27 protein-coding genes and 1 riboswitch are annotated in these 26,711 nt (G+C 39.0%); of the genes, 20 read left to right on the plus strand and 7 right to left on the minus strand.

The features are described 5' to 3' along the window. Positions 1-46 precede the first annotated feature (46 nt). The 5 genes from rny to MVE01_RS07445 all read left to right on the plus strand — a co-directional run bounded on the left by rny (position 47) and on the right by MVE01_RS07445 (position 4,246). Positions 47-1,573, plus strand: coding sequence for a ribonuclease Y (gene rny / locus MVE01_RS07425; protein WP_472561547.1), 1,527 nt, complete (start codon positions 47-49; stop codon positions 1,571-1,573). Between the two features lie 45 nt (positions 1,574-1,618). After that, positions 1,619-1,912 (plus strand): hypothetical protein, encoded by a 294-nt coding sequence (locus MVE01_RS07430; protein WP_472561548.1) that lies wholly within the window; start codon positions 1,619-1,621, stop codon positions 1,910-1,912. Next, positions 1,913-2,473, plus strand: coding sequence for a peptidylprolyl isomerase (locus tag MVE01_RS07435; protein WP_472561549.1), 561 nt, complete (start codon positions 1,913-1,915; stop codon positions 2,471-2,473). A 3-nt stretch (positions 2,474-2,476) separates the two neighbouring features. Further along, on the plus strand, positions 2,477-3,379 hold the full coding sequence (cmoB, locus tag MVE01_RS07440; protein ID WP_472561550.1) for a tRNA 5-methoxyuridine(34)/uridine 5-oxyacetic acid(34) synthase CmoB: 903 nt from the start codon (positions 2,477-2,479) through the stop codon (positions 3,377-3,379). A gap of 207 nt (positions 3,380-3,586) precedes the next feature. Beyond that, complete coding sequence (locus MVE01_RS07445; protein WP_472561551.1) at positions 3,587-4,246, plus strand: winged helix-turn-helix domain-containing protein; 660 nt, start codon at positions 3,587-3,589, stop codon at positions 4,244-4,246. 7 nt (positions 4,247-4,253) lie between these two features. Here the strand turns inward: MVE01_RS07445 and MVE01_RS07450 are convergent, their stop codons facing one another. After that, the gene (locus tag MVE01_RS07450) at positions 4,254-4,859 is read right to left on the minus strand and encodes an MBL fold metallo-hydrolase (protein WP_472561552.1); all 606 of its coding nucleotides are present in this window, start codon (positions 4,857-4,859) and stop codon (positions 4,254-4,256) included. 14 nt (positions 4,860-4,873) lie between these two features. Between MVE01_RS07450 and MVE01_RS07455 the strand changes: the two genes are divergently transcribed. The 6 genes from MVE01_RS07455 (at position 4,874) to MVE01_RS07480 (ending at position 11,918) form a co-directional block, all read left to right on the plus strand. After that, positions 4,874-5,689 carry a ferritin-like domain-containing protein gene (locus MVE01_RS07455; protein WP_472561553.1) on the plus strand — a complete coding sequence of 272 codons (816 nt, stop codon included), beginning with the start codon at positions 4,874-4,876 and terminating at the stop codon, positions 5,687-5,689. Further along, positions 5,686-6,603: a tetraacyldisaccharide 4'-kinase gene (locus MVE01_RS07460; protein ID WP_472561554.1), complete on the plus strand. Its 918-nt coding sequence runs from the start codon at positions 5,686-5,688 to the stop codon at positions 6,601-6,603. The genes MVE01_RS07455 and MVE01_RS07460 overlap by 4 nt, the downstream gene beginning before the upstream one ends. Next, positions 6,593-7,444, plus strand: a complete 852-nt coding sequence (gene argB / locus MVE01_RS07465; RefSeq protein WP_472561555.1) for an acetylglutamate kinase — start codon at positions 6,593-6,595, stop codon at positions 7,442-7,444. The genes MVE01_RS07460 and argB overlap by 11 nt, the downstream gene beginning before the upstream one ends. A gap of 86 nt (positions 7,445-7,530) precedes the next feature. Continuing rightward, a riboswitch (cyclic di-GMP riboswitch) is annotated at positions 7,531-7,605 on the plus strand. A gap of 296 nt (positions 7,606-7,901) precedes the next feature. Beyond that, positions 7,902-9,089, plus strand: a complete 1,188-nt coding sequence (locus MVE01_RS07470) for a hypothetical protein (protein ID WP_472561556.1) — start codon at positions 7,902-7,904, stop codon at positions 9,087-9,089. A 51-nt stretch (positions 9,090-9,140) separates the two neighbouring features. After that, entirely contained in the window at positions 9,141-10,607 is a 1,467-nt protein-coding gene (thrC, locus tag MVE01_RS07475; RefSeq protein ID WP_472561557.1) for a threonine synthase, read from the plus strand. A gap of 15 nt (positions 10,608-10,622) precedes the next feature. Then, entirely contained in the window at positions 10,623-11,918 is a 1,296-nt protein-coding gene (locus MVE01_RS07480; protein ID WP_472561558.1) for a 3D domain-containing protein, read from the plus strand. Between the two features lie 43 nt (positions 11,919-11,961). On the opposite strand, the gene MVE01_RS07485 is transcribed toward MVE01_RS07480, so the two are convergent. After that, on the minus strand, positions 11,962-13,905 hold the full coding sequence (locus MVE01_RS07485) for an ABC-F family ATP-binding cassette domain-containing protein (RefSeq protein WP_472561559.1): 1,944 nt from the start codon (positions 13,903-13,905) through the stop codon (positions 11,962-11,964). Between the two features lie 103 nt (positions 13,906-14,008). Between MVE01_RS07485 and MVE01_RS07490 the strand changes: the two genes are divergently transcribed. The 5 genes from MVE01_RS07490 to MVE01_RS07510 all read left to right on the plus strand — a co-directional run bounded on the left by MVE01_RS07490 (position 14,009) and on the right by MVE01_RS07510 (position 18,155). Continuing rightward, on the plus strand, positions 14,009-15,295 hold the full coding sequence (locus MVE01_RS07490) for a M48 family metallopeptidase (protein WP_472561560.1): 1,287 nt from the start codon (positions 14,009-14,011) through the stop codon (positions 15,293-15,295). A 5-nt stretch (positions 15,296-15,300) separates the two neighbouring features. Continuing rightward, a complete protein-coding gene (prmC, locus tag MVE01_RS07495; RefSeq protein ID WP_472561561.1) occupies positions 15,301-16,128 on the plus strand; it encodes a peptide chain release factor N(5)-glutamine methyltransferase in 828 nt (275 codons plus the stop codon). 100 nt (positions 16,129-16,228) lie between these two features. Continuing rightward, the gene (locus tag MVE01_RS07500; protein WP_472561562.1) at positions 16,229-16,708 is read left to right on the plus strand and encodes a DUF4149 domain-containing protein; all 480 of its coding nucleotides are present in this window, start codon (positions 16,229-16,231) and stop codon (positions 16,706-16,708) included. A gap of 87 nt (positions 16,709-16,795) precedes the next feature. Beyond that, on the plus strand, positions 16,796-17,278 hold the full coding sequence (locus tag MVE01_RS07505) for a DNA-deoxyinosine glycosylase (RefSeq protein ID WP_472561563.1): 483 nt from the start codon (positions 16,796-16,798) through the stop codon (positions 17,276-17,278). A gap of 49 nt (positions 17,279-17,327) precedes the next feature. Further along, positions 17,328-18,155, plus strand: coding sequence for a symmetrical bis(5'-nucleosyl)-tetraphosphatase (locus MVE01_RS07510; RefSeq protein ID WP_472561564.1), 828 nt, complete (start codon positions 17,328-17,330; stop codon positions 18,153-18,155). A 34-nt stretch (positions 18,156-18,189) separates the two neighbouring features. Here MVE01_RS07510 and MVE01_RS07515 read toward each other — a convergent pair whose 3' ends face one another. From MVE01_RS07515 to MVE01_RS07535, 5 genes are all read right to left on the minus strand, one after another. Further along, positions 18,190-19,515, minus strand: coding sequence for a sensor histidine kinase (locus MVE01_RS07515; RefSeq protein ID WP_472561565.1), 1,326 nt, complete (start codon positions 19,513-19,515; stop codon positions 18,190-18,192). Then, a complete protein-coding gene (locus tag MVE01_RS07520) occupies positions 19,505-20,161 on the minus strand; it encodes a response regulator transcription factor (protein WP_472561566.1) in 657 nt (218 codons plus the stop codon). Before MVE01_RS07520 ends, MVE01_RS07515 begins: the two co-directional genes overlap by 11 nt. After that, the gene (locus MVE01_RS07525) at positions 20,158-20,289 is read right to left on the minus strand and encodes a phosphatase domain-containing protein (RefSeq protein ID WP_472561567.1); all 132 of its coding nucleotides are present in this window, start codon (positions 20,287-20,289) and stop codon (positions 20,158-20,160) included. The genes MVE01_RS07520 and MVE01_RS07525 overlap by 4 nt, the downstream gene beginning before the upstream one ends. Beyond that, a complete protein-coding gene (locus MVE01_RS07530) occupies positions 20,289-20,567 on the minus strand; it encodes a hypothetical protein (protein WP_472561568.1) in 279 nt (92 codons plus the stop codon). Before MVE01_RS07530 ends, MVE01_RS07525 begins: the two co-directional genes overlap by 1 nt. A gap of 85 nt (positions 20,568-20,652) precedes the next feature. Continuing rightward, positions 20,653-22,497, minus strand: a complete 1,845-nt coding sequence (locus tag MVE01_RS07535; RefSeq protein ID WP_472561590.1) for an LTA synthase family protein — start codon at positions 22,495-22,497, stop codon at positions 20,653-20,655. A 138-nt stretch (positions 22,498-22,635) separates the two neighbouring features. Here MVE01_RS07535 and MVE01_RS07540 point away from each other — a divergent pair, with 138 nt between their 5' ends. Genes MVE01_RS07540 through MVE01_RS07555 form a run of 4 tightly spaced genes read left to right on the plus strand, consistent with a single transcriptional unit; the run spans position 22,636 to position 26,707 of the window. Then, on the plus strand, positions 22,636-23,412 hold the full coding sequence (locus MVE01_RS07540; RefSeq protein ID WP_472561569.1) for an ABC transporter ATP-binding protein: 777 nt from the start codon (positions 22,636-22,638) through the stop codon (positions 23,410-23,412). Further along, positions 23,396-24,292: an efflux RND transporter periplasmic adaptor subunit gene (locus tag MVE01_RS07545; protein ID WP_472561570.1), complete on the plus strand. Its 897-nt coding sequence runs from the start codon at positions 23,396-23,398 to the stop codon at positions 24,290-24,292. Before MVE01_RS07540 ends, MVE01_RS07545 begins: the two co-directional genes overlap by 17 nt. Positions 24,293-24,294: 2 nt before the next feature. Continuing rightward, complete coding sequence (locus MVE01_RS07550; protein WP_472561571.1) at positions 24,295-25,488, plus strand: ABC transporter permease; 1,194 nt, start codon at positions 24,295-24,297, stop codon at positions 25,486-25,488. Positions 25,489-25,501: 13 nt separating this feature from the next. Then, positions 25,502-26,707, plus strand: coding sequence for a TolC family protein (locus tag MVE01_RS07555; RefSeq protein WP_472561572.1), 1,206 nt, complete (start codon positions 25,502-25,504; stop codon positions 26,705-26,707). The last annotated feature ends 4 nt before the right edge of the window (positions 26,708-26,711 follow it).

Genomic DNA, 26,711 nt, shown 5'->3' on the forward strand with positions numbered 1-26,711 from the left:
GATAGATATATTTTTTATACTTTTTCTTTTATAAAAAGGATTAGGTATGTTAGGGATCATAGGAGTATCGGGTTTAACCGGTGTAGCCATAGGGGCAGGAGTATGTTACCTGTGGTTGAAGAACAGTACGAAAAAGAAATTTTCATATTTTGAGCTTGAGGCAAAAGCAAAGGCAAAAGCCATAGCCAATGAAGCAGAGCTTCTCCTTCAGGAAGCCAATGTCAAAATAAAGACCAAGGAACTGGAATTGGAACGTGAGTTTCAAAATCGGGTTGCCGAGGTAGAAGAACGTAACCGTTCTCTCATTTTGCAGACAAAAGAGTTGGTCAAAGAAGAAGAGAATTTGACACAGCTGCAACACCATGTTGATGAAAAAGAGAAAAGTTTGGAAAAACTTGAAGTGCAAAAACAAAAGGAGATAGATCAAGCTATTCATGTGATGCAGAATGTAGCTTCTCTCACCAAAGAGGAGGCAAAAAACTATATTTTGGAAAAAGTGGAAGAGCAGAGTCGTTCAGAAATTGCAGGGATCATACGAAAATATGAGAAATTGGCGAAAGAGGAAGGGCAGAAAAAAGCCAACTATATTCTGGCACAGGCAACGACACGGTATGCAGGAGATTTTGCAGGAGAGCGGCTGATCAATCTTATTAATCTGCCCAGTGATGAGCATAAAGGGCGCATTATCGGTAAAGAGGGAAGAAATATCAAAACCCTTGAGATGCTTTTGGGCGTAGATATTGTTGTGGATGAAACACCGGGTGTGATACTGGTAAGTTCTTTCAACCTTTACAGAAGAGCCATTGCTACACGTGTGATAGAGATATTGGTGGAAGATGGACGTATACACCCAGGACGCATTGAAGAGGTGCATGAGAAAGTGCTGGATGAGTTTGAACAGAAAACCTATGAAGAGGGAGAGAATATCCTAATTGATCTGGGACTTTTCCCCATGCATGAAGAGTTGATAAAACTGCTTGGTCGTTTGAAGTATAGAGCAAGTTACGGACAAAATGCCCTGGCACATACACTCGAAGTAGCAAAACTGGCAAAAGTAATGGCTGCTGAAATGGGAGGGGATGAGAAGCTTGCCCTACGCGCAGGGCTTTTACATGATATTGGTAAGGCATTGACGCAGGATATGGGCGGCTCACACGTAGAAATAGGTGCTGAGATATGCCGCAGACACAATGAACATCCTACTGTGATTAATGCTATTTATGCTCATCATGGTCATGAAGAACCAGACAGTGTTGAGAGTGCAGCTGTGTGTGCCGCAGATGTACTCAGTGCTGCAAGACCTGGTGCAAGACGTGAAGTTTTGGAAAGCTTTACCAAACGTGTGAAAGAGATAGAAGAGATAGCTACTGCAAAAAATGATGTTTTAAAAGCCTATGCCATTAATGCAGGAAGAGAAGTACGGGTTTTTGTCAACGCTCAGAAGATGAGTGATAATGAAGCAGTACTCCTGAGTAAAGAAATCGCTAAAGAGATACAGAATAAAGTGCAATATCCCGGTGAGATAAAAGTAAATGTCATCCGTGAAATACGGGCAACAAGTTATGCAAAATAAATGTGAAAAGCGTTATAATCAAATATCACTATACAAAGGCAAAAAATGGACAAATGTCAGCAAATTAAAGCACATGTCAGAATGGAAGAGCGGTATGAAGGATTAAGTCTTATTTTCGGAGACAATAAACTACTCAAGGGCGAGATACTTCAGGCTATTGATGATACCAAAAAAGAGACAGGACAAAAACCTTTTATTTTTGATAAAATCTCAAATGACAGACAGGATATTCAATGTATCTATGTAGAGTTTCATGATGATGTGCATAGAGAAGCAGGGGATTTTTTTACCAAAGTTCTCAAAAAACTGAATATAGATCACTGTGAGAAGGATATATAAATGAAAAAATTATTGATAGGGTTACTTCTTGTAGGTTTAGGGTTACAGGTGAATGCAGAAGAAGTAAAAGCGACTGCGACAAGCACCCATAAAGCTCCCATTGTAGTATTGGAAACAAATGCAGGGAAAATAGAACTTAAATTGTTTCCCAAAGCAGCACCTTTGGCAGTTGAAAATTTTATAACACATGTAAAAAACGGATACTATAATGGTTTGATCTTTCATCGTGTCATAAAAGGATTTATGATACAGGGTGGCGACCCGACAGGTACAGGAAGAGGTGGAGAATCTATTTGGCATAAAGAGTTCAAAAACGAATATGCACCTAACCTGATATTTGACAAACCTTTTTTACTGGCTATGGCAAATCACGGACCAAATACCAATGGAAGTCAGTTTTTTATTACGGTTGCTCCCACGCCATGGCTCAATGGCGGATATACGATCTTTGGTGAAGTAATAAATGGAAAAAAAATAGTTAAAAAGATCGAGAATGTTTCAACTGGAGCGGCTGACAGACCAATGTTCGATCAAAAGATCATTAAGGCATATATTAAATAATCAATGGATTTAAACAGTATCAGAGAGGAACGCCGAAAATGGCTGACCTGGAAAAATATCGTACCTTATCAGAAGGCGATCAAAGCTTTACCTGCTTATGATAACCTTGAAGTAAAGTTTGGTGACAGGGTAGAAATACAGATTGCTGATCTGTCTGAGCCTGATATGGTACAAATTGAGCAAACCGCACGTTTAATGCTTCCTTGGCGTAAAGGACCGTTTCAGATCAATGATCTTTTTATTGATTCAGAGTGGCAGAGTCAGATAAAATACAATTTGCTTAAGCCCCATTTTGATCTTAAAGATAAAATTGTAGGCGACATCGGATGCAATAACGGCTATTATCTTTTTCGTATGCTTACCCATAAACCTAAAAAACTCATTGGCTTCGATCCTTCTGCCATTTACTATTCACAATTTCAATTCATAGATCATTTTATACAATCAGAGATTGTGTATGAACTTTTAGGTGTAGAGCATGTAGAATTTTATGAACATAAATTCGATGTACTTTTTTGTTTGGGTGTGCTCTATCACCGTGCAGATCCTGTCGGAATGTTAAAGTCTCTTTTCAAGGGGCTCAATAAAGGCGGAGAACTTATACTTGATACGTTTATGATAGATGGTGAAGAGGAAATATGCCTTACACCTAAAGAGAGATACTCAAAGATACCGAATATCTATTTTGTACCGACGATCAATGCACTGAAGAACTGGTGTTACAGAGCCGGTTTTGAGATGGTTGAAGTATTAGAGACGATGGTTACGGAATCTAATGAACAGAGAAAAACAGAATGGATAGAGACCCAAAGTCTTGAAGATTTTCTTGATCCGAATGATCCGGGCAAAACCGTTGAAGGGTATCCGGCACCCAAACGGGTTTATATTAAAGCGATAAAATCATAAATAGAGTGTTATCTGACATTTTTTGACATTTTTTGAATATACTACAAGTTATACAGTGTATTACATAGATAAAAGAAAAAGATACTTTTATTTTTAAATAAGGTTGATTTTGCTATAAATACGCTATTAAAAGAGAAAAGTCGGAAAAACTTAAGTTTCTGTTTAAGTTTTGTTTACTTTTTGAGTAGATTGGAAGAATATAAAAATATGAGAATATTAACCGTAGGGTTCAGTGACGAATACGTTAAAGAACTAGAAAAAGAGTTAGATAAATACTTCATCTGTATTGTAGATAATGCAAAAGATATGTACGATGCAACAAATTTCACAGATTTTAGACATTATGAACTTGTTATCATTGTAGATGAAGGTGTAAAATTTTCACTTGAACGCTATGTCAATGAAGTCAAAAAGAAAAAGAGTGAAACAAAGATCATGATCTTAACATCCAATTACCGCCAACAGGCAGGTTTTTTCTCTTTAGGTGTGGATGATGTGGTCTATAATCACTGTGAACATCCGGATCTTATCGCTGCTAGAGTATTGGCAAACATGAGACATCTTTTCGGTACGCAGGTCAATATTGATAAGTTGGTGATCGATATAGCCAATAAAAAGATAGAGTTTGATCAGAAGATCGTCTCCCTCAACGGTAAGACATTTGATATTTTGGCCTATCTTGCACTGCGTAAACAGCGTGTATTTAGTAAAGATGAGATCATTAATGCACTTTGGGAAGAGCCTGAGTATGTCAGTGACAATACCGTTGAGGTTGCGATTAACCAGATACGTAAACGTTTGAAGAGTATACTTGGTTTCCAGGTGATCCATACAGTTAGACGTAGAGGGTATAAATTCTCATATTAATTTTTGATTACATACTTTTTTTAACTTGATCTATCCAAAAAGGTATTACTCTTTGTTCAGCTTTGAGTGTGGTACTGAGTCCATGTCCAGGGTAGATGGTGTAGTCTCCCTCTATTTTTAAGGCTTTCTCCAAACTTTTTACCATCTCTTCTGCACTTGATGAGGGGAAGTCCCATCTTCCTATACTCTGTTGGAAAAGAAAATCCCCGGAAAACCAGACATCACCTATTTCGATGATACTGCATCCCGGAGTGTGTCCAGGGAAGTGTCGATACTTTATTTTGATACCTTCTATATTAAGTTCCTCATCACCTACTATTTCATAGTCCGGAGTACTTTTTGGTGTACCTTGTCCCAACGGGTCTGAAGTGAGCATAAAGCTGTCCTCTTTTGGACAATAGATAGGAAGTTTGAGTCTCTCTTTTACTTCTGCATTGGACCATACATGATCAAAATGTCCATGTGTATTGAGGATGGCTACAGGATTGGTGACATTGTTTAAAACCCATTTGGTTGCATCTACTCCCGGGTCGATAATAAAGTCTTTTCCCTCTACCGTGGCAATATAACAGTTGGTCTGATAAGGTCCCATAGGTTGTATTTTGATTTGCATGGTATAATTCTCCTATGAAGTTATATGATGTGTTAGAACAAGCTATTCTCAGTGATGATATTTCTCTTAAAGAGAAATTGACTGTTCGGTGTTTGGAGTATTGTAGCCAAAATCAGGTTAGGTATGAGGATAATTTCAAGCCAAGGATTTTTGAAAGACCTTCCTATGCTTCGAAGTGTCACATAGTCGACCCCAGGGAGTTGCCTGCACGAAAAGATTTTGATACCAATGAAGGTTTGGGCACTTTGGTACATGCTATTACACACATTGAATACTCTGCCATAGATTTGGCACTTGATGCAGTCTACCGTTTCCCGGATATGCCAATGGAATATAAAATAGACTGGCTAGTTGTAGCAGAGGATGAGATACGTCATTTTAAAATGCTAAAAGAACTCCTTGCTTCTTTAGGCTATGAATATGGAGATTTTCCTGTACATTGCGGGCTCTTTGATGCTGCTGAGCATACGGCGAACTCAGTTCTTGAAAGAATGGCGATTATACCGCGTTACTATGAAGCAAGCGGTCTTGATGTCAACCCTCAGATTATTAAAAAATTGGATAATAGGCGCAAAAATCCTCTAGTGAAACAACTCATAGATGCTCTGAATGTAATCTACGAAGAAGAGATAGACCATGTCCATAAAGGTGATAAATGGTTTAAGTACCTTTGCAAAAAAGAGGCGCTTGATGAAAGTGTCTATTTTGAAATACTCGAACGCTATAAACTGCTTTCCAAACATAGACCGCATATTAATGTGGATGCGCGAAAAGAGGCAGGGTTTACCTGCAGTGAAATTAAAAAACTCGGTGCGAAAGAGTGTAAATGACTTATGCTTATGAACAGATGCTTTTTGCGCCGAAATGGTACCATTATCTAACGATCCTTGTACTGCTGCCAGTTGCTTTTCTTTATGGTATTTTTATGTTTTTAAGAAGAGTATTGACCCCTAAAAAAAGTTTTGATATTCCTATTGTAAGTATTGGTAATCTTATTGTAGGAGGAAGTGGGAAGACTCCTTTTGTCATTGCTTTGGCTTCAAGATACAAAGATGTAGCGGTAATATCACGCGGATATGGCAGAAAGAGCAAAGGGCTGCAGCAGGTAAGTCAAAAAGGAGAAATACTTACTTCAGTGGAGCAAAGTGGTGATGAACCGATGCTTATAGCAACTGCTCTTTCTGATGCCTCGGTGATCGTAAGTGAAGATAGGCACAAGGCTATTGCGTTGGCGAAAGAACAGGGGGCGAAACTTATTATTCTAGATGATGGATTCAATCGTGTTGAAATAGAGAAATTTGAGATTGTTTTGGAGCCTGAAGTGATCAAGAATCATCTGCCGTTCCCTGCGGGACCTTTCAGGGAATTTGGTTTTACGCAGAAATATGCAGATATTGTAGCCAAAGAGGGAGAGGATTTTGTAAGAAAAGTGAGTTATGCGGATTTGAAATCAAAGATGTTGCTTGTTACAGCGATCTCCAACCCGGATAGATTGGATCATTATCTGCCTGAAGGGGTAGTGCAGAAAGTCTATCTGGAAGATCATGCCTATTTTGAAGAAGAATCGCTGCAAAGACTTATGAAAGAGTGTGATGCCCAGAGTCTGCTTGTTACGCAAAAGGATGCTGTGAAAATGCAGGGATTTAAGTTGCCACTCTCCATAATGAAGTTAAAATTAGAGATCAAAAATGAGATATTCATGCAAGTGGATGCGTATATCAAAGGATATGGACATGAAAAGTAAGATAGATGTAGTCAAGACACTGCTTGATGCACTGCCATTCATTAAAAAATTTGCCAATGAGAAGATTGTCATCAAATACGGTGGTTCAGCACAGACCAGTGATGACCTTAAAGAACAGTTTGCACAAGATATTGTTCTTTTGCATCTTGTCGGTATGAAGCCGATCATCGTGCATGGGGGAGGGAAAAGTATTACAGACCTTTTGGCAGATCTTGGTGTAGAGACAAAATTTGTAGATGGTCAGCGTGTAACAACCAAGGAGGTCATGCGTATTGCTGAAATGGTACTAAGCGGTGAGATCAACAAAGAGATCGTATCCTTGCTGAATAATCATGGAGGTAAAGCGATCGGTATCTCCGGAAAAGATGCAAAATTCCTTGAAGCCAGACCGAAAGATTTTGATAATTTCGGATATACAGGTGTGATAGAGAATGTCAATCCTGAGATCGTAGATAATATCATAGAGGATGGATTTGTTCCGGTGATCGCTCCCATTGCCTCAAGCAGCAGTGTAGGGCACCCCGGTTTTAATATTAATGCAGATCTTGCTGCCAGTCAGATAGCTGTAGCCTTGGAAGCCAGAAAAGTACTCTTTTTGACAGATACAGCAGGCGTACTTAATAAAGAGATGAAACTTATCACCAATCTGGATATTGCTAAAACAGAAGCACTTAAGAGTGACGGTACGATCAGTGGTGGTATGGTACCCAAAGTGGATGCCTGTATAGAAGCATTACGTGGTGGGGTGAAGAAAGCACATATTATAGATGGGCGCGTAGAACATTCATTACTGTTAGAGATATTGACAAGTTCAGGTGTAGGTACCTGTATAGAACTCTGACCACAGGTAATACTTAGGTAAGATTAAGGTAATGCTTTGTTTGCTTTAAGTATCAAGATGATACAATCCCACATACGGTTATACCGTATTGAAAAAGCCAATCTTATCGCGAGGTAAGTGCGGAAAGTCATGGGTCTCTCGTAGAATGCCAGACTACCAATAGAGGTATACAAGCATATCTGACTTTTAGATAGCTTCTTTCTTCTATTTCTTAAGTATTTTAGTGTCTGTTTTGATAGTACTACTTATGTAAGTAGACATTCTTTTTCCTATCTATTCAACTTTATTTGTATGAGTAGTTACTCTGAAACATACACTAAATACTAAAGATACTCTTCTTACTACGCTAATACCAAAAATTTACGCTAAATCTCGGGATTTTTCTCAATATAATCATATTTTTGTATAAATAATTATTTTACAGTATAATAAAAAATAATTATTTTAAGGATAAAAAATGATGAAAATATTTTATGCAACAGTGAGTCTATTGCTTTTAAGTTTGACGATTAATGCAAAAGAACCTACTGTAAAGAAAAAAGAAGCATATCATGCACAATGGCAAAAGATCTATGGGGGAAAAGAAGATGATATTGCCTATGGCATTGTTGCACTTGAAAATGGGGAGAGTGCTATTGTAGGTACCTGTAAGTCTTACGGTGCACAGCGTACAGATATCTGTGTCACACGCATGAATGCAAATGGAGAGATGCAGTGGCGTTTATGGCTCGGTGGTAAGAAAAAAGATGAGGGGAAAGCCATTACCCGTGCTGCTGACGGAAGTATTTTGGTATTGGGACGTTCCAAATCTTTCAGTAAAAACTATGACTTTGATCTCTATGTGGCAAAAATATCCCTCGACGGTAAAAAGATCTGGGAGAAAACACTTGGCGGTGTACGTGATGAATATGCAGGAGGCATAGCGGGAACGGATGATGGAGGGATGCTCATTGTGGGTGCCACAGAATCTTACAGTAAAGAGGGAGACAAAGATATCTATATTGCCAGACTTTCAAAGAGTGGTGCGTTGATCAATGCCCATACAATAGGTGGCTCAAAAGATGATGCTGCAACAGCTTTAACCCGTACACGTGACGGTAAGATGGTTCTTGTCGGCTATAGAGAGCTGGAACGTGCAGGAGATAGTGATTTTCTTATTATGCAGCTTGATCAGAATGGAAAAATGCGTTGGAGAAAACACTTTGGCGGTGAGTACGAAGATATACTTCTGGGTGTGACCCCTACAGTAGATAATGGGATTGTCGCCGTTGGGAGTACACGTTCTTACGGAAGTTCCCAAAGTGACCTGACCGTTATGAAAATCGATGCAAAGGGGAAGACGATCTGGCACAAGATCTATGGATTTAAATACTATGAATACGGTAATGCCGTAGCAACTACCCGTGACGGTGGTTTTATATTGGTCGGAGGAACCAATACTTTGGGGAAAGGAAATCATAGTGCCTATGTATTGGCACTGAACAAAGCGGGAGAACTTATTTGGTCGCATGTTTATGGGGATGAGAGAAAAGATGTGGCACACGGTGTAGCACGAATGAGTGACGGAAGTATGATTGTTGTCGGTGAGACAAATAGTTTCAAACGTGCAAAGAATTTCTATTTGATCAAGCTTCTAAAGCAGTAGACCTTAGCTTTTTTGGCTATAATTATATTTAATATAAATAAGGAATATTAGATGCAATTTATTGAGACACGGGGAAATGACGGAGTAAAACCATCAACTGTGCCCTTTTCAGAAGCGATACTTAGCCCAAGTGCCAGTTTTGGAGGACTTTATGTTCCTGAATCATTGCCGGATATAGATGAAACATTTTTAACAAAACATCTTCAAAGTCATTATAAAACTTTAGCACTGGATTTTTTACAGACATTTGGTATTGACATAGAAACAGAGGTACTCAAAGAAGCATTGAAACGCTATGATACTTTTGATGATCCTGAAAATCCTGTGCCTCTTACACAAATAGAAAGAGACTGTTTTGTAAGTGAACTTTACCATGGTCCGACACGTGCTTTTAAAGATATGGCACTACAGCCTTTTGGGTACATATTAAGCAAATTAGCCCAAAAAAGAGGTGAGAATTACCTTATTATGGCAGCAACCAGTGGAGATACCGGTCCGGCAACTTTGGAAACGTTTAAAAATCAGGAGGGTGTAAAAGTAGCATGTCTTTACCCGGACGGTGGTACATCAGATGTACAAAGACTTCAAATGGTGACCGAAAATGCCCCAAATCTTAAAGTGATTGGTGTTAAAGGGAATTTTGATGATACGCAAAACACACTAAAAGCACTTCTTGCCTCTGAAGATTTCAAGGAGGAGTTAAAAGAGAGAAATATTAAGCTTTCAGCAGCAAACTCGGTTAACTTTGGAAGGATCATCTTTCAGATCATCTATCATATTCACTCCTATTTGGAGTTGGTACGCAAAGATGTGATAAACATGGGTGAAAAGATCTATCTGGTCGTTCCCAGCGGTAATTTTGGAAATGCATTGGGCGGGTATTATGCTAAAAAAGCAGGACTCCCTATAGAAAAGATCCTTATCTCATCCAATATTAATAATATTTTGACAGACTGGATCAATGAAGGGGTTTATGATCTGACAAGCAGAGAGCTTGTTCAGACAGAATCACCGGCGATGGATATTTTGAAAAGTTCAAATATCGAACGTATCATGTATGATAAATTTGGTGCAGCTCGTACCAAAGAGCTTATGGAAGATCTAGCAAATAAAAATAAATTTACACTGACAGAGGCTGAACTGAGATCACTTAGAGAAGATTTTGATGCATCATTCTCTGATGATATGGAGTGTGAAGCGGTAGTAGGCATGTATGCGAAAAAAGGGTATATCATGGATCCGCATACAGCAACATGCATGAGAGCGTATGAAACTTTAAGAGAAAAAAAACTTCCTACTGTGGTCTATTCAACAGCGGAATGGACGAAATTTTCTCCTGCTGTTTCCAAAGCACTGGGGCATGAAGTAGAAGATGACACGGAAGCATTGAAATGGGTAAGTGAACATGCAAATGTATCTGTACCTGCAATGATAAAGGGATTGTTCGATAAACCTGTGATACATACAATCGTAGTGGATAAAGAGGATATAAAAGGAGAGATGCTGAACTTTCTATAGTTCAGTATAGTATTCATGACAAGGAAAAATCTGGTATTTATTATTGTATTACCGTTATTATTGCTTGAAAATTCTATGGCCAAAATGATCGTAGATTGTAGAGTTGTAACGGGAGGTATAACAGAATGTAATCCCTATAGTCATAAATTCATCAAAGCTAAAGAGATAAAATATAAAAAAGACAGACAAAAACTGATTGTAGCCAAAACACTTCCGGTACCTCCAAAAACTTCGATAAAGGTCATTTCAGTAGAAGATATGATCGAAAAATATCTTAAGATCAATGAATCTGTACGATTTAGAGGAACTACACCGGTTCCGGTGTCCATTGCATCTTCAAGTACACAAGAAATGAAAAAAGAGAGAATGTATTCTCGTATAGAAAGACTTAAAATACAGAGAAAAGCACTTTTGAAAAAAATGCAGAAGATAAAAGAAGAGAGAGAAAGAAAAAATCAAGAAGCTTTGAAGATCGCAAAAGAGAAGGAAGTAAAAAAGAAAAAGACATTAAAACCTGCAGAGAAACAAGTAACACAAGGGGGTTACTATGTTATTGAAAAAGGTGACAGTCTTAGTACCATTGCTGCAAAATTCGGGATAAAGACAAGTACTCTACGTGCTTTAAATCATTTAAAAAAGAGTGTAGCGATACACATAGGTAAAAAATTGGTCATACCTTACAGTCAGAAGAGAATTGATACCCTTGTAAAGGCAGAGTATATCGTAGAAAGAGGAGACAGTCTGGGTTCTATTGCCAGAGAGTTCAATCTTAGCTCCCGTATGATCATCAAACTGAACAAACTAAAGAAAAATTCACCTATACGTATAGGACAAAAGATTCTTCTGCCACTGCCTTACATGTTGGCGAAAAAGAAGGCAGAACAAAAAAGGTTGCTTGCAAAGCAGGCAAAAGAGAAAGCAAAAAAAGAGAAATTGGCTAAAGCCAAATTGAAAAAAAGAAAAAAATACACATATGAATCTAAAATGATCCGTAGTTTTGGTAAACGGAAGTTGCGAGTCACGGCAACTGCCTATAGCTCTCACAGCAGACAAACAGACAAAACACCGTTTTTGGCGGCATGGAATAATCGTTTACGTCCTGGTATGAAGATCATTGCAGTTTCTCGTGATATGCTTACACGGTACGGTTTGAGAAACGGTTCAAAAGTAAGGATCGGTGGACTAGCTGGCTACTATACAGTACGTGACAAAATGAATAAACGTTTTAGAAGACGTATTGATATTTATATGGGTACGAACCGAAGAAGAGCGTTACGATGGGGAAGAAGAAGTGTCATCATCTATTGGTAGCAGGTATACCAATAAACGTATGTAGCGTAACAGGTAGAAAAAATTACTGTTTTTGCAATGCCTCGTAGAGTTCCAGTACTTCAAGGTAGCGTTCACTCTTTCCCTCATAGATCTTTTCAATCTCAGCCAGTGTTTCACTGAGTTTTCCCAACCCTTTCTCCTGATAGCACTGGGGATCACACAAACAGGCATTAAGTTCATCTATCTCTACTTCGAGTGCTTCAATTTCATCAGGAAGCGTATCAAGATCCTTCTGTTCTTTGTAACTGAGTTTGGTCTGTTTTTTCTCTTTGGGTTTCTCTTCCTTTTTTGCAGCAGTTTTTAGCTCCAGTGCCAATCTTCCAAGCTCTTTCATCTCTTTTTCTGTTTCCAAATACTCCGTATAGCTTTGGTAGGATTCTTCTATCAGACCATCCCCTTTAAAGATAAAAAGTTTAGAAGCGATCTTGTCTATAAAATAACGGTCATGTGAGACAAAAAGCAGAGCTCCGGGGAAAGCAATGAGTTTGTCTTCCAGGATGGTAATGGTTTGAATATCCAGATCGTTGGTAGGCTCATCGAGTATCAGGCATTCAACATTTTTTGTAAAAAGCAGTGCCAAAGCCACACGGTTTTTCTCTCCGCCACTGAGTTGTCCTATTTTCTTGGTCATATACTCTTCAGGAAAGAGAAATGTTTTCAGGTAGGCATAGACATGCATGTGGCTTCCCTGCACATCTACATGGTCTCCTCCATCGGGACAAAAGGTCTCTATGAGGGTATGCTCATCATCCAGCATTTCTCTATGCTGGTCAAAATAGCCTATGGTAAAATCTCCCTTTTTAATGCAGCCGCTATCTGGTTTTAAACGCTCAAGAAACAATTTAAGGAGGGTAGATTTTCCTGCACCGTTGATGCCCACAATGGCGATCTTGTCACGTTGCAAGATACGGGTAGAGAGATCTTCTATGAGCTTTTTGCCTGCAATGCTGTAGTGTAAGTGCTCAACATCAAAGAGCATTTTGCGCTTACTCAGCCCTTTTTCCCCTTTCCAGCTTTTTTTCTCACGCTCCAGCTCTACCTGCATTTTTCGAATGAGGGTAGGGTTTTTCTTGGCTTGTTCACGAAGTTCAAATACCCTTGCTTTACGTCCCTGGTTACGTTTTTCTCTGGCACGTACACTTTTACCCAGCCACTCCTCTTCTCTTTTGAGCATTTTTAGCAGGGTGTTATGGCTTTTTGCCAGAGATTTCATGCGTTCCTCTTTTTGTACGAGGTAGTCACGGTAACCACCTTTGTAAGAGACAAGTCCTTGGTTCTCTACCTCTATGACCCGTGTTGCGATGGTGTCAATGAAGTGTCTGTCGTGTGAGATGAAGAGCAGGGTGAACTTCTCTTTAAGCAGTATCTCTTCGAGGAACTCCACCATATAGACATCAAGGTGGTTGGTAGGTTCATCCAATAGAAGCACATCAGGTTTTTTAAGCACCAAAGAAGCTAATGCAACACGACGCTGTTCTCCTCCCGAGAGGGAGATGACGAGACGTTTCTCGTACTCCTTGAGTTTAAACTCCTGTAAGATACGCTCTATTTTGTCGTCCAGGTTCCAGGCATTGTGGTGATCAAGGTAGGCAGAGATGCTTTCAAGTTGTGCAAGCAGGGCTTTGTTCTCAAAATCCTCTGCAACTTTGGCACTGAGTTTTGCATGGGATTCCTGTGCCTTTCTAAGTTCTGTCAGTTCATTTAAAATAGCATCTCTTACGGTTAGTGAGGCATCAAAGTGTGGCTGCTGTGCAAGCATTTCAATCTGTAGATCATTGTTGACCACACGTTTGCCCTCAGTAGGTTCTTCGCTTCCAAGGGCTATCTTCATCAGTGTTGATTTACCGCATCCGTTCTGCCCTACTATAGCGATGCGTTCACCAACATTCAGATGAAAATCTACGTTATCAAGAAGGCGTTTGATGTCGTACTGTTTTTTGATATTGAAGAGGTCTATGAGTGCCACAGATGCTTGCCTTTGTTTTTTGTGAAATTATACTCTTTTAAGGCTTGATAAAGTTCATCGTGATATATTTGCTTGATTATTGTTCATTTTTTAAGGAAAGTAAATGTTGGAAATTATTATAGGAATATATTCGCTCTATACGTTTATGCGGATCTATATCTCGGTGATGCAGGTAGGGTATATCAATCAGCAGAAGCGTAAAGACCCGGTGCTGATGCCTGCGGGGAAATACATGGTGGCAGCAAATTATGCCGTGGCTAAAGAGAAAGTAGCGATCATTGAGCATTTTGTGGATTATCTGATGTTTGTCTGGTGGGTCTTTGCCGGGTTTGCATGGCTCTCCTCTTTGGTGCAGGTAGAGGGGAATATACTGCAGGCGGTACTCTTTTTATTTGGATTTATACTGATCAACTATATTGTTGGACTTCCTTTCGAACTGTATCAAAAGTTTAAAATAGATGAAGATTTCGGTTTTAACAAGATGACACCTAAAATGTTCATTATGGACACTCTGAAATCAGCACTGTTATTTATCATTATTGGTGGTGCTGTTTTTGCACTTTTGGCTTGGATCATCAGCCGTTACGAGATGTGGTGGCTTTGGGGATTCGTGGCGATGTTCACCGTAGCAGTTCTTGCCAATTTGCTTATGCCGACTTTTATGGGACTTTTCAATAAGTTCACCCCCATAGAAGAGGGTGAACTTAAAACAGAAATTACCAAACTTATGGATCAGGCCGGGCTGAAAAGTGACGGTATTTTCATTATGGATGCCAGTAAGCGTGACAGCAGACTGAATGCATTTTTTGGTGGGTTGGGGAAAACCAAAAGAGTAGTGCTTTTTGATACACTCAGAGAAAAACTAAATACCAAAGAGTTATTGGCGGTACTCGGACACGAACTTGGGCATTTTACACATGGAGATATCTGGAAAAATATCGGACTCATGGGATTGTTACTCTTTATTGCATTCTATCTCTTTGGGCATCTTCCTGATACACTCTTTACCCAAATGGGTGTCATCCCGCATGCCGGTGTGAAGATAGCGATGCTACTGCTGCTGCTTCCGCTTGTCAGTTTTGTCTTTAATCCGTTCATGAGTTTTGTCTCGCAGCACAATGAGTATGCGGCAGATGCCTATGGCTCAAAAGTGGGAGGACAGGAGTATCTGGTCTCTGCACTGCTTAAACTGGTTACAGAGAACAAATCCTTTCCAAAATCCCATCCGCTTGTGATATTCTTTTACCACACACATCCGCCTGTTTTAGAACGCCTGAAAGCGATGAATTATGATGCTACAGGTGTCATAATCGGAGAAGAAGAAAAGATTGAAGAGCCGGCTTTGCCAAATGATGGGATCTTTGCCTATATGGACAAAGAAGAGAAGTAAAACATTTGAAAAAGAGTATCAAGGAAGCTTTAAGTTGGGCAAAAGAACGACTTTCAGAAGCATGTGAACGCCCTATGTTCGAGGCAGAACTGCTTTTGTCATACCATCTTGAAAAAGACCGTATTTACCTCTTTATGCAGGAAAATGAAGAAATCAGTGATTTTGGGTCTTTTGTCAAACTGGTTGAAAGACGTGCCAACTATGAACCTTATGAGTATATTACAGGGAAGGTCAGTTTTTATGATATGCATCTGGCTGTTGAGCCAGGGGTACTTATCCCCCGTCCTGAGACGGAGATACTTATTGATCTGGTAGCAAACATCATCAAAAAAGAGAATATTACAAAGATTGCAGAGATAGGGGTAGGCTCTGGTGCGATCTCTATTATGTTGGCACGCATGTTTTCTCATCTGAATATTATTGCTACGGATATTTGTGATACACCGCTGAAAGTAGCACAAAAAAATATGGAAACTTTTGGACTGACCGGGCAGATAGAACTTCGCAAATCAAATCTTATAGATAAAGTGAGTGAGCCTGTTGAACTTGTGGTCTCCAACCCTCCTTATATTGCAGAAGATTGTCTGCTTGCATCCAATGTGATTGATTATGAGCCCAAAGAGGCACTTTTTGGCGGTAGAGTCGGTGATGAACTTTTAATACAGATCATTTTGGATGTAAAGAGCAGAGGTATTCGGTGGCTCTGTTGTGAGATGGGGTATGACCAAAAAGTACCCATTTCAGAATTTGTTAATGAAGTTGGGGTACAATCCATTGAATTCTATCAGGACTTAGCAGGCTTTGATAGAGGATTTGTGATTGAGTTTACGTAGGGTGTTGTACCATTACGACACCAATAATTTAAATTAAAAATATGTTAGAGAACCAATATTTATGGTGTTGTAATGGTACAACACCCTACAGGAGAAACAAATGAAAAAATATTTTAGAATAACAACAATAGCCTACCTCATACTTTTGGGTGTAACACTGGGAGCTGGGCTTTTTGCCGGTGCAGTCGTAGCACCGGTGACCTTTCATACAGAAAACTGGTTAGGCAGTGAAGTACTCACCCATTATCAGGAAGGACTTATTATGACACAGAATTTTCTGAAGCTTTCTTATCTGGTAACAACGACTGTCATTGCTGTAGCACTTTATGAAGGGTACAAATACAAGAAGTTTGAGAGAGATACCATTACCCAAATAGCAACTTTTTTTGTCATAGCCACAGGTTTGATGTTCGGGTACTACTATCTGCCCGATATTTTGACCATGCAAATGGCAGGTGAAGAGATGACAAAGTCTGCTGCTTTTCTTAGTACACATAAAGGGAGTGAGATCAATTTTAAGATCTTTTCTTTGGCGCTTTTGGTGCTGATCGTACAAAATATGCGTAAGGCATGTAAATAACCGTAGGGTGTTGCCCCCTGACAACACCTTTATGATGGTATTTATATTTATTGGTGTTGTAAGGGTAACACCCTACAGGAGAATACATTGAGCAAAATTTTAGTACATCCATTTGATCCTATTGTATTTAAAGACACAGAAACCTTGATACTGGGTTCATTCCCCAGCATCAAGTCTTTTGACAATAACTTCTATTATGCCCATCCGCGTAACCAGTTCTGGAAACTTCTTGAAGCAGTGACGACTTATCCTGTAAACAACCGTGACCAAAAACTTTGGTTACTCAAAGAAGCGAAGTTGGGGCTTTGGGATATGGTTAGAGAATGCTCTCGTGACAACTCTCTTGACAGCTCTTTGGAAAATGAAAAGGTTAATGACATCATAGGTTTTTTAGAAGCACATCCAAGCATCACGAAATTGGCATTTACAGGCAAAAAGGCGGAAGCTCTTTTTCAAACACATTTTTCACACCTGGAGATAGAGATAGTCTATCTGCCTTCACCTTCATCAGCTTATGCTAAAATGTCATTTGAAGAAAAAGTAAAAATATATAAAGAGAAGCTGCTATGAGAGTATTCACTATTCATTATTTACTATTTACTGCATCAAAGGTACGTTGATGAGTGTTTGGGCGATAGGTGATATACAAGGGTGTTATGATGCTTTACAACGGCTGCTTCAAAAAATCCAGTTTGACGAACGGTACGATACATTATGGCTCGCAGGTGACTTGGTCAACAGGGGGAATAAATCTCTGGAAGTGCTTGAATATCTCTACAGTATCAAAAAGAATGTCAGGGTCGTTCTTGGCAATCATGATCTTACCCTTATAGCAGCCTACTATGGTATCAAAAAGTCCAACCCGACCATTGATCCTGTACTTGCCTCACCCAATGCTTCAAAACTCATTAAATGGCTTAGAGGGCAAAAATTTCTTCATGTGGATTACAGATTGGGCTACTGCATGGCGCATGCGGGTATCTCCCCGGAGTTTGACTTGGGGATGGCACTTCAGTATGCAAAGCGTATAGAAGAGAGACTGCAGAGTGATGATGCAGAAGCATGGCTTAAAGCGATGTTTAAACATGGTATAGAACGTTTTGACAGGGATTCAAGCTGCATAGATATTGACCGCTATATTGTAAGCTCATTTACACGCATGCGTTATTGCTACAAAGACCATCGCCTTGATTTTGAACAAAAAGGTGCACCCACAGACAAGCTTAGAACAAAAGGCTTAAAGCCGTGGTTTGAATGTGAGAACAGAAAAAGCATAGATCTAAAGATCATCTTCGGACACTGGTCAACACTTGGGTTTTATCAAGATGAGAATGTCCTTGCTTTAGATACTGGGTGTTTATGGGGTGGAAAATTGACAGCTGCACGGATAGATGTAGATGATGTAGGGATTTTGCAGGTTGAGTGTGATACGGCTATGGAACCGTAAATAGGGGGGTACCCTCTACCCGAAAGGTTTAATTTTACAAAACAACATGTATCGTACTCCCTTGATTGACTGCAGAAATGATAGTCATTTCTCCGCCATGCAGCTCCACACTGTTCTTGACAATGGATAGCCCCAAACCAAACCCTTTGATCTTTTTATTTCTTGATTCATCGACTCTGTAAAATCTATCGGTTATTTTTGACAATTTCTCTTTGGGAATCCCTATACCTTCATCTTTAATGATAAAATGTATCTTCTCATCCCTGTAAAGTGAAATAGTAATATTTTTGTGCTTTGGCGTATATTTGATCGCATTGTCTATAAGGTTTGAGAAGATCATCGACAAAAGCATGGGATTTGCTTCTGTCACAATGGGTTCAAGTTTTTCTATGTTGAGATGCAACTGTTTTTCTTTGCCTGTAGCATCATATTTTTCAAGCGTACTTAGCAGTATAGCATCAAGATGGCAGTGTTCGAAAGTCCGCGTAATGTTCTCTTTGCTGTATTTGGTAAGCAATAGTAAGTTCTTTACCATATGTTCTATCTGTTCAGCTTCGTACGCGATGGTTTGTATGCTTTTAATGTACTCATTTGGTTTACGCAGTTTACGAAGTGTGATCTCTATTTCACCCTTGATGACGGTCAAGGGTGTTTTAAGCTCATGTGAAACATCGCTGTTAAAGCGGTTCAGGTTGTCTACTCCTTCTTTCAGTCTAACTATCATGTCATTAAATGCCTCAACGAGTGCTTTGATCTCATCTTCTTTATCAGGAACTGAAATGGTACCTGAAAAGTTGTTGATGCTGATCTCGGTAGCTGTTTTAGTAATGTGTTTGACAGGTACCAATATCTTGTCGATCAATTTACTTCCTAAAAACAGTAGGGTTAAAAGAAGCATGGGTATAAGTGTTAACAGAGTATCTGCCATATCTTCGATCGTATTATTGATCTCATGGGTGGTTACGATCAGTTTTCCGTTAAAAGGTTTTGAAAGTGTCAGCACATAGATCCCTTTGAGATATTTTTCAGATTTAAGCATTACAAACCGGTCACTGTAACGGGCATAGAATCCGGGATTACTTAGATGAAAGTTCTTACTTTGTCCGATAAGTTTGCCTGTCTTGAATACGGATGCTTCATAATCTTGTGCCAACAGGTTCTGTAAAACTTGTTCTATAGGTTCTCTCGCGGTTATTTTATCTTCAATTTGGATGGCTTGTTTGTATAGTTGGGTTTGTATTTTTAAGGTAATACTTTGATCGAGTAGATAATAAAATACAAAACTGAAAAGTATCAACACAGCAGCACTGACACCACCAAACCAGAACAGTACCCTTGTCTTTAAGCTGTTAGCTTTCAATTTTATACCCCAGTCCTCTAAAACTTTTGATCAGTGTTTTACCTATTTTCTTTCTCAAATGATAGATCGTTACCGGTATGACATTACTGTTGACAGCTGTATAGCTGCTCCAAAGATGCTCTTCTATCATGGTATTGGTGACCATATTGTTTTTATGTTTGACAAGAAAGAGTAAAAGTTCAAACTCTTTTTGGCTTAAAGAGATTGTTTTACCCTCTTTTTGAACCGTTCTTGCATCAAGGTCAAGTGTAATATCTTGTATGCTCACGGTATTACTTCCCTCCATAGCACTTCTTCTGTACAATGCCATTACTCTTGCCAGCAGTTCTTCATAGGCAAAAGGTTTAGAAAGATAATCATCTGCACCTGCTGTCAATGCAGCTACTTTATCTTCTGTTTCATCCTTTGCTGTAAGCATAATAATGGGTGTTTTTATCTGTTTGTTACGTAAATGCTGTAAGATCTCCAACCCATTTTTTTCAGGCAGCATCCAGTCAAGTACGATAATATCATAGGCATTTGTACCTGCCATATACTCACCTTCTTTGCCATCCCGGCTGCTCTCCACAAGATGTCCGTCTTCACAGAGTCCTCTTGTTAAAAAGGAAAGGATATGTGCATCATCTTCTATAATTAAAATTTTCATAGCTTATTATACTCTTTAATCTCTCCGCTTTTTACATCACGAATATAATACATCCTGACCTTTTTAGGGTATTTCTCCTTTATCTCTCTATACACCTCAGCATCTTTCTCGCCATTATCACCAAACATCACCCACAAGTAATATTAAATTCAAAATAACCTTCGTCATCACCTTTAACATGAAACTCTTTGTTTTGGATGGTAGCAAAAATGTTAGCATCTGAAATTTCATCACTTTCGATTTGTTTTGTTCTTCTCCATACATTTGTGAACCAACCATCAGTATCGCTAACCTTTTTAAATTCTCTTTTATGCAACATTCTACTCTGCACAATAATATGATGTGCATTACCATAGGCATGATAGACTTCTATGTTGTCTTTGGCTTGCAGTACGATGTTTGTCAAAAATATTATTAAGAATAAAGCTAGACTTTTTTTAAATATAGTTTTTGCCTTTTTTTAGAATAATCAAAAATGCATCATCATTCTATTATTTTTTATTAAACTCTCTTAACAGGTTATGCTTATATAGATAACTTGCACTCTGATAGTAAGTAATTGTATCATTTATGTCTGTTTCTGAAGGTTCTCTTTTATCATATATTACGCTGTATAGCGTCTGCTTTTTCACTTTATAATTTTGTATTGTTTTGTCTGGGGAGAGCACAGTAAGGGTATTGTCTCTAAAAAGTCCAAGTTTTTGATAGTTGCCTACAAATGCTCTTTCCTGATGATCTGCTTTTAAAATATCATCTCCGTAAAATTTTGCTTCATAACTCTGTCCAAGAATACCCAAAAGTGTCGGTACTATATCTACCTGAGATGCAAGCTTACTAACAACTGCAGGTTTAATGATCTTGGGTGCATAAATAAATAATGGTATTTTATAACGCCATATCGGCAGGGCAGTTTTCCCGGCACTACCACCATTATGGTCTGCAACAATTACAAAGATTGTATTGTTAAACCATGGCTTTAGTTCTGCTTTTTTAAGAAATTTGTTAATAGCATAATCAGTATATTTTACACCACCTCTACGTCCTGTATGGGAAGGAATATCAATCTTCCCATTTGGATAGGTATAAGGTCTGTGGTTGGAGGTAGTCATCACAAAACTGAAAAAAGGTTTTTGTTTCGTATAAGACTTGTCTGCCTCTTTGCTTACTTTGTTTAAAAGATCCTCATCACAGACACCCCATACATTAGAAAATGTTACTTCACTATCTTTGAAATCAAATCTGTCTACTACATCAAATCCATTATTTGAAAAGAAGTAATTCATATTGTCAAAATATCCGTGACCTGCATAGATAAATTTATTATCATAACCCAGTTTTTGAAAAATAAAACCTGCAGAATTCATATTTTGACAGTCGGGTCTTTTGACGATGCTTCTCCCCGGAGTCGGAGGTAAAGAGAGTGTAACAGCTTCCATTCCTCTTACGGTTCGTGTTCCTGTTGCATACAGATTATTAAAAAAGAGTGATTTTTTTGCCAGTTTATCCAAATGAGGGGTCAATCCTCTTTTATCTCCAAATGCTCCCAAATATTCTGCACTGAGACTCTCCACCATAATAAGTACAATGTTGTACTTCTGTGCTGTTCCATCATTTGTAACCACTCTGTTTATATCATATATATTATTTGTTTTAAAGGTTGTGTTCTCTCTTTTTAAAAGAATATGCAGTCTTTTAAATACTTTATTTTTATCCAAAGTTTTGTAAAATTCATTATAGTCCAATTCATTGTGTCTAAAAGCACTGAAAAGTGAGTAAAAACCATTTTTTGCCAACTCCTGATCAAATTTGTTTGAAATGTTTTCTGTTAGAGTCTGTTTGTCCAGAAAAACAAAAAAGAGCAAGGGAAGTGCAAGATAGATACTTCCGATTTTCAAACGTTTTAAAAATGGCATATTACATTTAAATGCTTTCTCATGCAAGTCACTCTTTTTATGGTTGACATAAAAGATCCCTCCTGTAAGGAACAGGATGATCAAAACAAGAAGCGGTATGGGGTAGGATTCCAGAATATTGTGTATAACTTCATGCGTATAAACCAAATAATCTACTGCAATAAAATTAAAACGTTTTCCAAATTCTTCCCAGAAAAAATACTCACTGAAACCATTGAATACTATAGTATAGATCACAGCAAAATAAACCAGTAAACTGATGATCTTGTGAATAGATGTATTGAAAATTTTTCTAGGTACAATAATAAGATAAAGTATAAACGGTATTAAGTAATAAGAAACAGCTACAAAATCATAAAATACTCCTATGAAAAAAACCTTTAGCAATGCTCCAATACCCATATTAACCTGATCGTATGTCATTGCGAGCAAAACGATCCTTGTGATAAAACTCACAAAAACAAATATACCAATAAAATTGGCAGCAAATTTAAATCGTCCTGTATTCATAAATATAATCTTTTTATATAATTTTTTAAGATTATACTAAATGAAAATGAAATGAAGATGAAAAACTTCCTTCATCTTCATTTCATTTTCATCGACTATGATTTGAGTATGGCAACAAATCACAGGCGAAACATTGCACTTCATTGTACGAATATTGTAAAAATATTCAATTCCGGAGAAGCAGAGGTAAAAGCGTTGCAGGGCGTAAATCTTGATGTGTATGAGGGTGAACTGCTTATGCTTGTGGGACCATCAGGATGTGGCAAGACGACATTTGTATCGGTTGTTACTGCTTTACTTGGGTTTGACAGTGGAACTTGCATTACATTAGATCATAACCTTGCTACCATGAGTGATGAAGCAAAAACTGCCTTTAGAGGCAAAGAGATCGGTTTTGTATTTCAGGCATTCAATCTCATTCCTGCATTGAGTGCTGCTGAAAATGTAGCCCTGCCCCTTACAATCTTCGGAACAAACAAAACAATGGCATTTTCCCATTCAAAAGAGATGTTGAAAGCTGTAGGGTTGGAACAAAAAGAGCATTTTTTGCCGGGAAAATTGAGTGGTGGGCAGCAACAAAGGGTCGCCATTGCCAGAGCACTGGTGCATCAGCCCAAACTGGTGATCTGTGATGAACCGACAAGCAGCCTTGATCACAAGTCTGGACAGGTGGTCATGGAACTTTTAAAAAAACTGACCAAAGAGCATGCTGTGACCATGATTGTAGTGACGCATGACAGCCGAGTGTACCAATACGCAGACAGGATTGCAGAGATGGAAGATGGAAAAATCATTAGAGTAGGAAAAACAGATGAAAAGATTTTATAGTTTTATCATAATATCGATCATTGGTCTAGGTGTCGGCATTGCCGCTATTTTTTATGGAGATACGCTAAAATCATCCAATACTGTCACGATCCCTTCTGTAAAACCGCCTTTTAAATCTTTCATAGCCGGAACAGGGATCATAGAAGCAGAGAGTAAAAATATTGCTGTAGGTTCCTCTATTTCCGGAGTCATCAAAAAAGTGTATGTACAAAGCGGGGACAAGATAAAGAAAGGAATGCTGCTTTTTGAAATGGATGATACGCTTCTTCAGTCCAAGATCTTAGTTGCACAGACAAGCATAAAAGCTGCCGAGGCAAAACTTACAAGTGCAAAACATCATTTCAATCTGATAGAAAATTTCAAAAAAGTTTCTCCCCAAATGGTTACAAAAGTAAAATACATACAAGCACAGGATCGTTTTCATGAAGCAAAAGAGCTGCTTGCTGTGTCAAAAACAAAACTGGCTGCCTTGCAAGATCAATTAAAGCGCTACAAAGTTTACAGTCCTATAGACGGCGTGGTATTGAGATCGGAAATAAGCAAGGGATATTTTTTTGACAGCCGTTCAAATGCACTTGTCATAGGGAGTGACCGTCTGAATGTGCGTGTCAGCATCAATGAGTATGATATTTCAAAATTCAGACCGGGTACAAAGGCCGTGGCATATATGCGCGGTAACACCAAAGAAAAGACAGACTTGACCTACCTCTACACGATCCCTTATGTCGTACCTAAAACAAACTTGACAGGACGCAGTACGGAACGCACCGATACACGTGTGCTGCAAGTCATTTATGCTGCCAAAAGAACAAAAACATTCCCTCTTTATGTGGGAGAACAATTGGATGTCTTTATCCAGACTCCTGAACAGGAAAAATAATCATGTTTGAAGTGGCAGTCAAAATGCTGATGCATGACAGAACCAAATATCTTGGACTTTTTACGGGCATCGGGTTTACTGCATTTCTGGTGACCTTTGCGATGGCATATTTTGCGGGGTTTATGACAAGAGGTTTTTCACTTGTAAGCGAAAATCCCTCTGCAACTGTTTGGGTAATGGATCCTGCTGTCCATTCAACGGAAGCGACGATCAATATGAGCGATGCCTCTTTGGGACTGGTGCGTAGTGTCAAAGGAGTCAGTTATGCTGTGCCCTTGTATCTGGGTGATGCCACTGCCAGGTTTCCCAATGGACATTTCCAGTCCTTTCAGATGATCGGTGTGGATGATGCCATATTGAGCGGAGCCCCAAAGACCGGTAACGCTCTAAGTGCAGCACTCCTCCATATGCCTGACAGTGTCATCGTTGACGGTGGCGGAAGCAGTGGTAAACTTCAAACGCCGATACACACAAAAGACATGTGGCCGTATGACGGTGCGCATCTGGGTGTTCCTACACGAAAACTCCAATACGGAGATACACTGATCATCAATGATAAAAGAGTCGTTGTAAGAGGTGTCTCTTCAACCATTCCAAGATTCCCGCCAAGACCGCTAATGTACACCACACAGTCGAACTTTAAACGCTTGAATCCCGGAGAAAACAGGTATATCACTTTTATTATGGTAAAGGGTGGGAAAAACATTTCAGCCAGTCGCTTAGCTCAGAATATCACCAGACAGACAGGACTTAAGGCTATTACAAGCGATGCATTTAAAAAAGAGACCGTCAAATGGTTTCTCATCAACTCGGAAGATGTAGGTGATATGATCAACATGGTCATTCTTGCCATGCTGGTCGGATTTGGTGTCACCGGTGTCATGCTCTATATGTTCACGTATGAAAACCTCAGACAATATGCCGTCCTCAAAGCGATGGGAGCTTCCAAGAGTCAATTGGTAAATATGGTGTTCACTCAGGCGTTTATAGGTGTGATCGTCGGAAGCGGTATAGGCATAGGGGTATGTGCCCTGTTGGGAGAGAGTGTTGCCAGTGCGGATTTTCCGTTCCGCATGATGTGGTTTGCTCCCGTGCTGGGCTTTTTAGGCGTATTGATCGTGAGTATCACTGCGGCTGTGATCAGTGTAAGACCTGTGCTAAGCATGGAGCCAGGCATTGTATTTTCCCAAAGATAACGAAAGGATAGTCATGAAAAGCGTACTAAAAACAGCATTCATACTCGTAGGGCTGCATACAGTTCTAAGTGCACAAAGCACAGTGATCCTCTTCTACAAAGAAGCCCTCAAAACACTCTCGTACCAAAATACCTATACCCTACAGCAAAAGTCCAGAGCACTAAGCATTGAGGCAAAGAAGAAACAACGCTATCTCAATCTTGATGCAGGCATGATGTACGGTGCGACCAATGCCAAGCTTTTAGCGCATCATTTCAACACTACAGATATAGGCATAATAGACACGATCGATCTTTTTGGGAAAAATGTAGAAGAGATTCACCTCATTCAGCTTCAAATGAAAGAGGACAGACTCTTGCTGCAAGTGCAAAAAGAGAAACTTTTTCTCTCTTTACTCAACATGATCACTGCCTATCGCATGAGTGAAGAAAAATGGCATAGGAAGAAAAAATTTTACAAAAAACAGGTTCAATTCCTCATACAGCTAAAATTAGCTGTTCATGCAGGAGCCATATCGAAGTTGGAACTTACACGGTTTGAAAATACTATGGCACTCTTCAAAGTACAGCTGGACAAAGAAGAACAAATCGTTACGATGATGAAAGCACAACTGAAACTTTACAGTCCACATCATGTTGTCCCTCAGCTCTCTTCTACCCGACTGCATAGCAACCTTCATCGTTTCCTTGCCCGCAGTCCGCAACTCAAGCTGAATGACAATCAGGCGATGCAGGCATCACAAAAAATAAAACAGATCGGAAAAAGCTGGATGCCTGATGCCGTCATTGGTGCCAACCGGCAATTTAACGATGATCCTACTGCAAATGGTGACAATTATACTTTGAGTATGGGTTTGAATATGCACTTTAACGGCGGGCTGTCTTATGACATAGAGAGACAAAAAGTAGATGCACTGAAAATAAGAAGTCAGAAAAAAGCGTTGGAGATAAAGAGAAAAGCACAGTACATCGCATGGAAAAATGACTATGAAACAGACAGAAGATCTCTTGACTCACTAAACAAGACACTAAAGAAGACAGAAAAAACTTTACAAAATGTAAGAACAGCATATCTTCAGCATTATATTGATCTAAACAGCTACCTTCAAATGATGCAGGAAAACCTGACGATACAAGATGCAAAGATAACAGCCAAATACAACATGATTAAAAGTGTGATCATTTTAAATACGCTTTCAAAAGGAACGATTTATCAATAAATAG

This window comes from Sulfurovum sp. (assembly GCA_026990595.1).
GTDB lineage: Bacteria > Campylobacterota > Campylobacteria > Campylobacterales > Sulfurovaceae > Sulfurovum.

Bases quoted from the DNA above. Each gene is read 5' to 3' on its own strand.
- rny (WP_472561547.1), top strand. From the start codon at position 47: ATGTTAGGGATCATAGGAGTATCGGGTTTAACCGGTGTAGCCATAGGG.
- MVE01_RS07430 (WP_472561548.1), top strand. From the start codon at position 1,619: ATGGACAAATGTCAGCAAATTAAAGCACATGTCAGAATGGAAGAGCGG.
- MVE01_RS07435 (WP_472561549.1), top strand. From the start codon at position 1,913: ATGAAAAAATTATTGATAGGGTTACTTCTTGTAGGTTTAGGGTTACAG.
- cmoB (WP_472561550.1), top strand. From the start codon at position 2,477: ATGGATTTAAACAGTATCAGAGAGGAACGCCGAAAATGGCTGACCTGG.
- MVE01_RS07445 (WP_472561551.1), top strand. From the start codon at position 3,587: ATGAGAATATTAACCGTAGGGTTCAGTGACGAATACGTTAAAGAACTA.
- MVE01_RS07450 (WP_472561552.1), bottom strand. From the start codon at position 4,859: ATGCAAATCAAAATACAACCTATGGGACCTTATCAGACCAACTGTTAT.
- MVE01_RS07455 (WP_472561553.1), top strand. From the start codon at position 4,874: ATGAAGTTATATGATGTGTTAGAACAAGCTATTCTCAGTGATGATATT.
- MVE01_RS07460 (WP_472561554.1), top strand. From the start codon at position 5,686: ATGACTTATGCTTATGAACAGATGCTTTTTGCGCCGAAATGGTACCAT.
- argB (WP_472561555.1), top strand. From the start codon at position 6,593: ATGAAAAGTAAGATAGATGTAGTCAAGACACTGCTTGATGCACTGCCA.
- MVE01_RS07470 (WP_472561556.1), top strand. From the start codon at position 7,902: ATGATGAAAATATTTTATGCAACAGTGAGTCTATTGCTTTTAAGTTTG.
- thrC (WP_472561557.1), top strand. From the start codon at position 9,141: ATGCAATTTATTGAGACACGGGGAAATGACGGAGTAAAACCATCAACT.
- MVE01_RS07480 (WP_472561558.1), top strand. From the start codon at position 10,623: ATGACAAGGAAAAATCTGGTATTTATTATTGTATTACCGTTATTATTG.
- MVE01_RS07490 (WP_472561560.1), top strand. From the start codon at position 14,009: ATGTTGGAAATTATTATAGGAATATATTCGCTCTATACGTTTATGCGG.
- MVE01_RS07500 (WP_472561562.1), top strand. From the start codon at position 16,229: ATGAAAAAATATTTTAGAATAACAACAATAGCCTACCTCATACTTTTG.
- MVE01_RS07510 (WP_472561564.1), top strand. From the start codon at position 17,328: ATGAGTGTTTGGGCGATAGGTGATATACAAGGGTGTTATGATGCTTTA.
- MVE01_RS07520 (WP_472561566.1), bottom strand. From the start codon at position 20,161: ATGAAAATTTTAATTATAGAAGATGATGCACATATCCTTTCCTTTTTA.
- MVE01_RS07525 (WP_472561567.1), bottom strand. From the start codon at position 20,289: ATGTTTGGTGATAATGGCGAGAAAGATGCTGAGGTGTATAGAGAGATA.
- MVE01_RS07535 (WP_472561590.1), bottom strand. From the start codon at position 22,497: ATGACATACGATCAGGTTAATATGGGTATTGGAGCATTGCTAAAGGTT.
- MVE01_RS07540 (WP_472561569.1), top strand. From the start codon at position 22,636: ATGAAGATGAAAAACTTCCTTCATCTTCATTTCATTTTCATCGACTAT.
- MVE01_RS07545 (WP_472561570.1), top strand. From the start codon at position 23,396: ATGAAAAGATTTTATAGTTTTATCATAATATCGATCATTGGTCTAGGT.
- MVE01_RS07550 (WP_472561571.1), top strand. From the start codon at position 24,295: ATGTTTGAAGTGGCAGTCAAAATGCTGATGCATGACAGAACCAAATAT.
- MVE01_RS07555 (WP_472561572.1), top strand. From the start codon at position 25,502: ATGAAAAGCGTACTAAAAACAGCATTCATACTCGTAGGGCTGCATACA.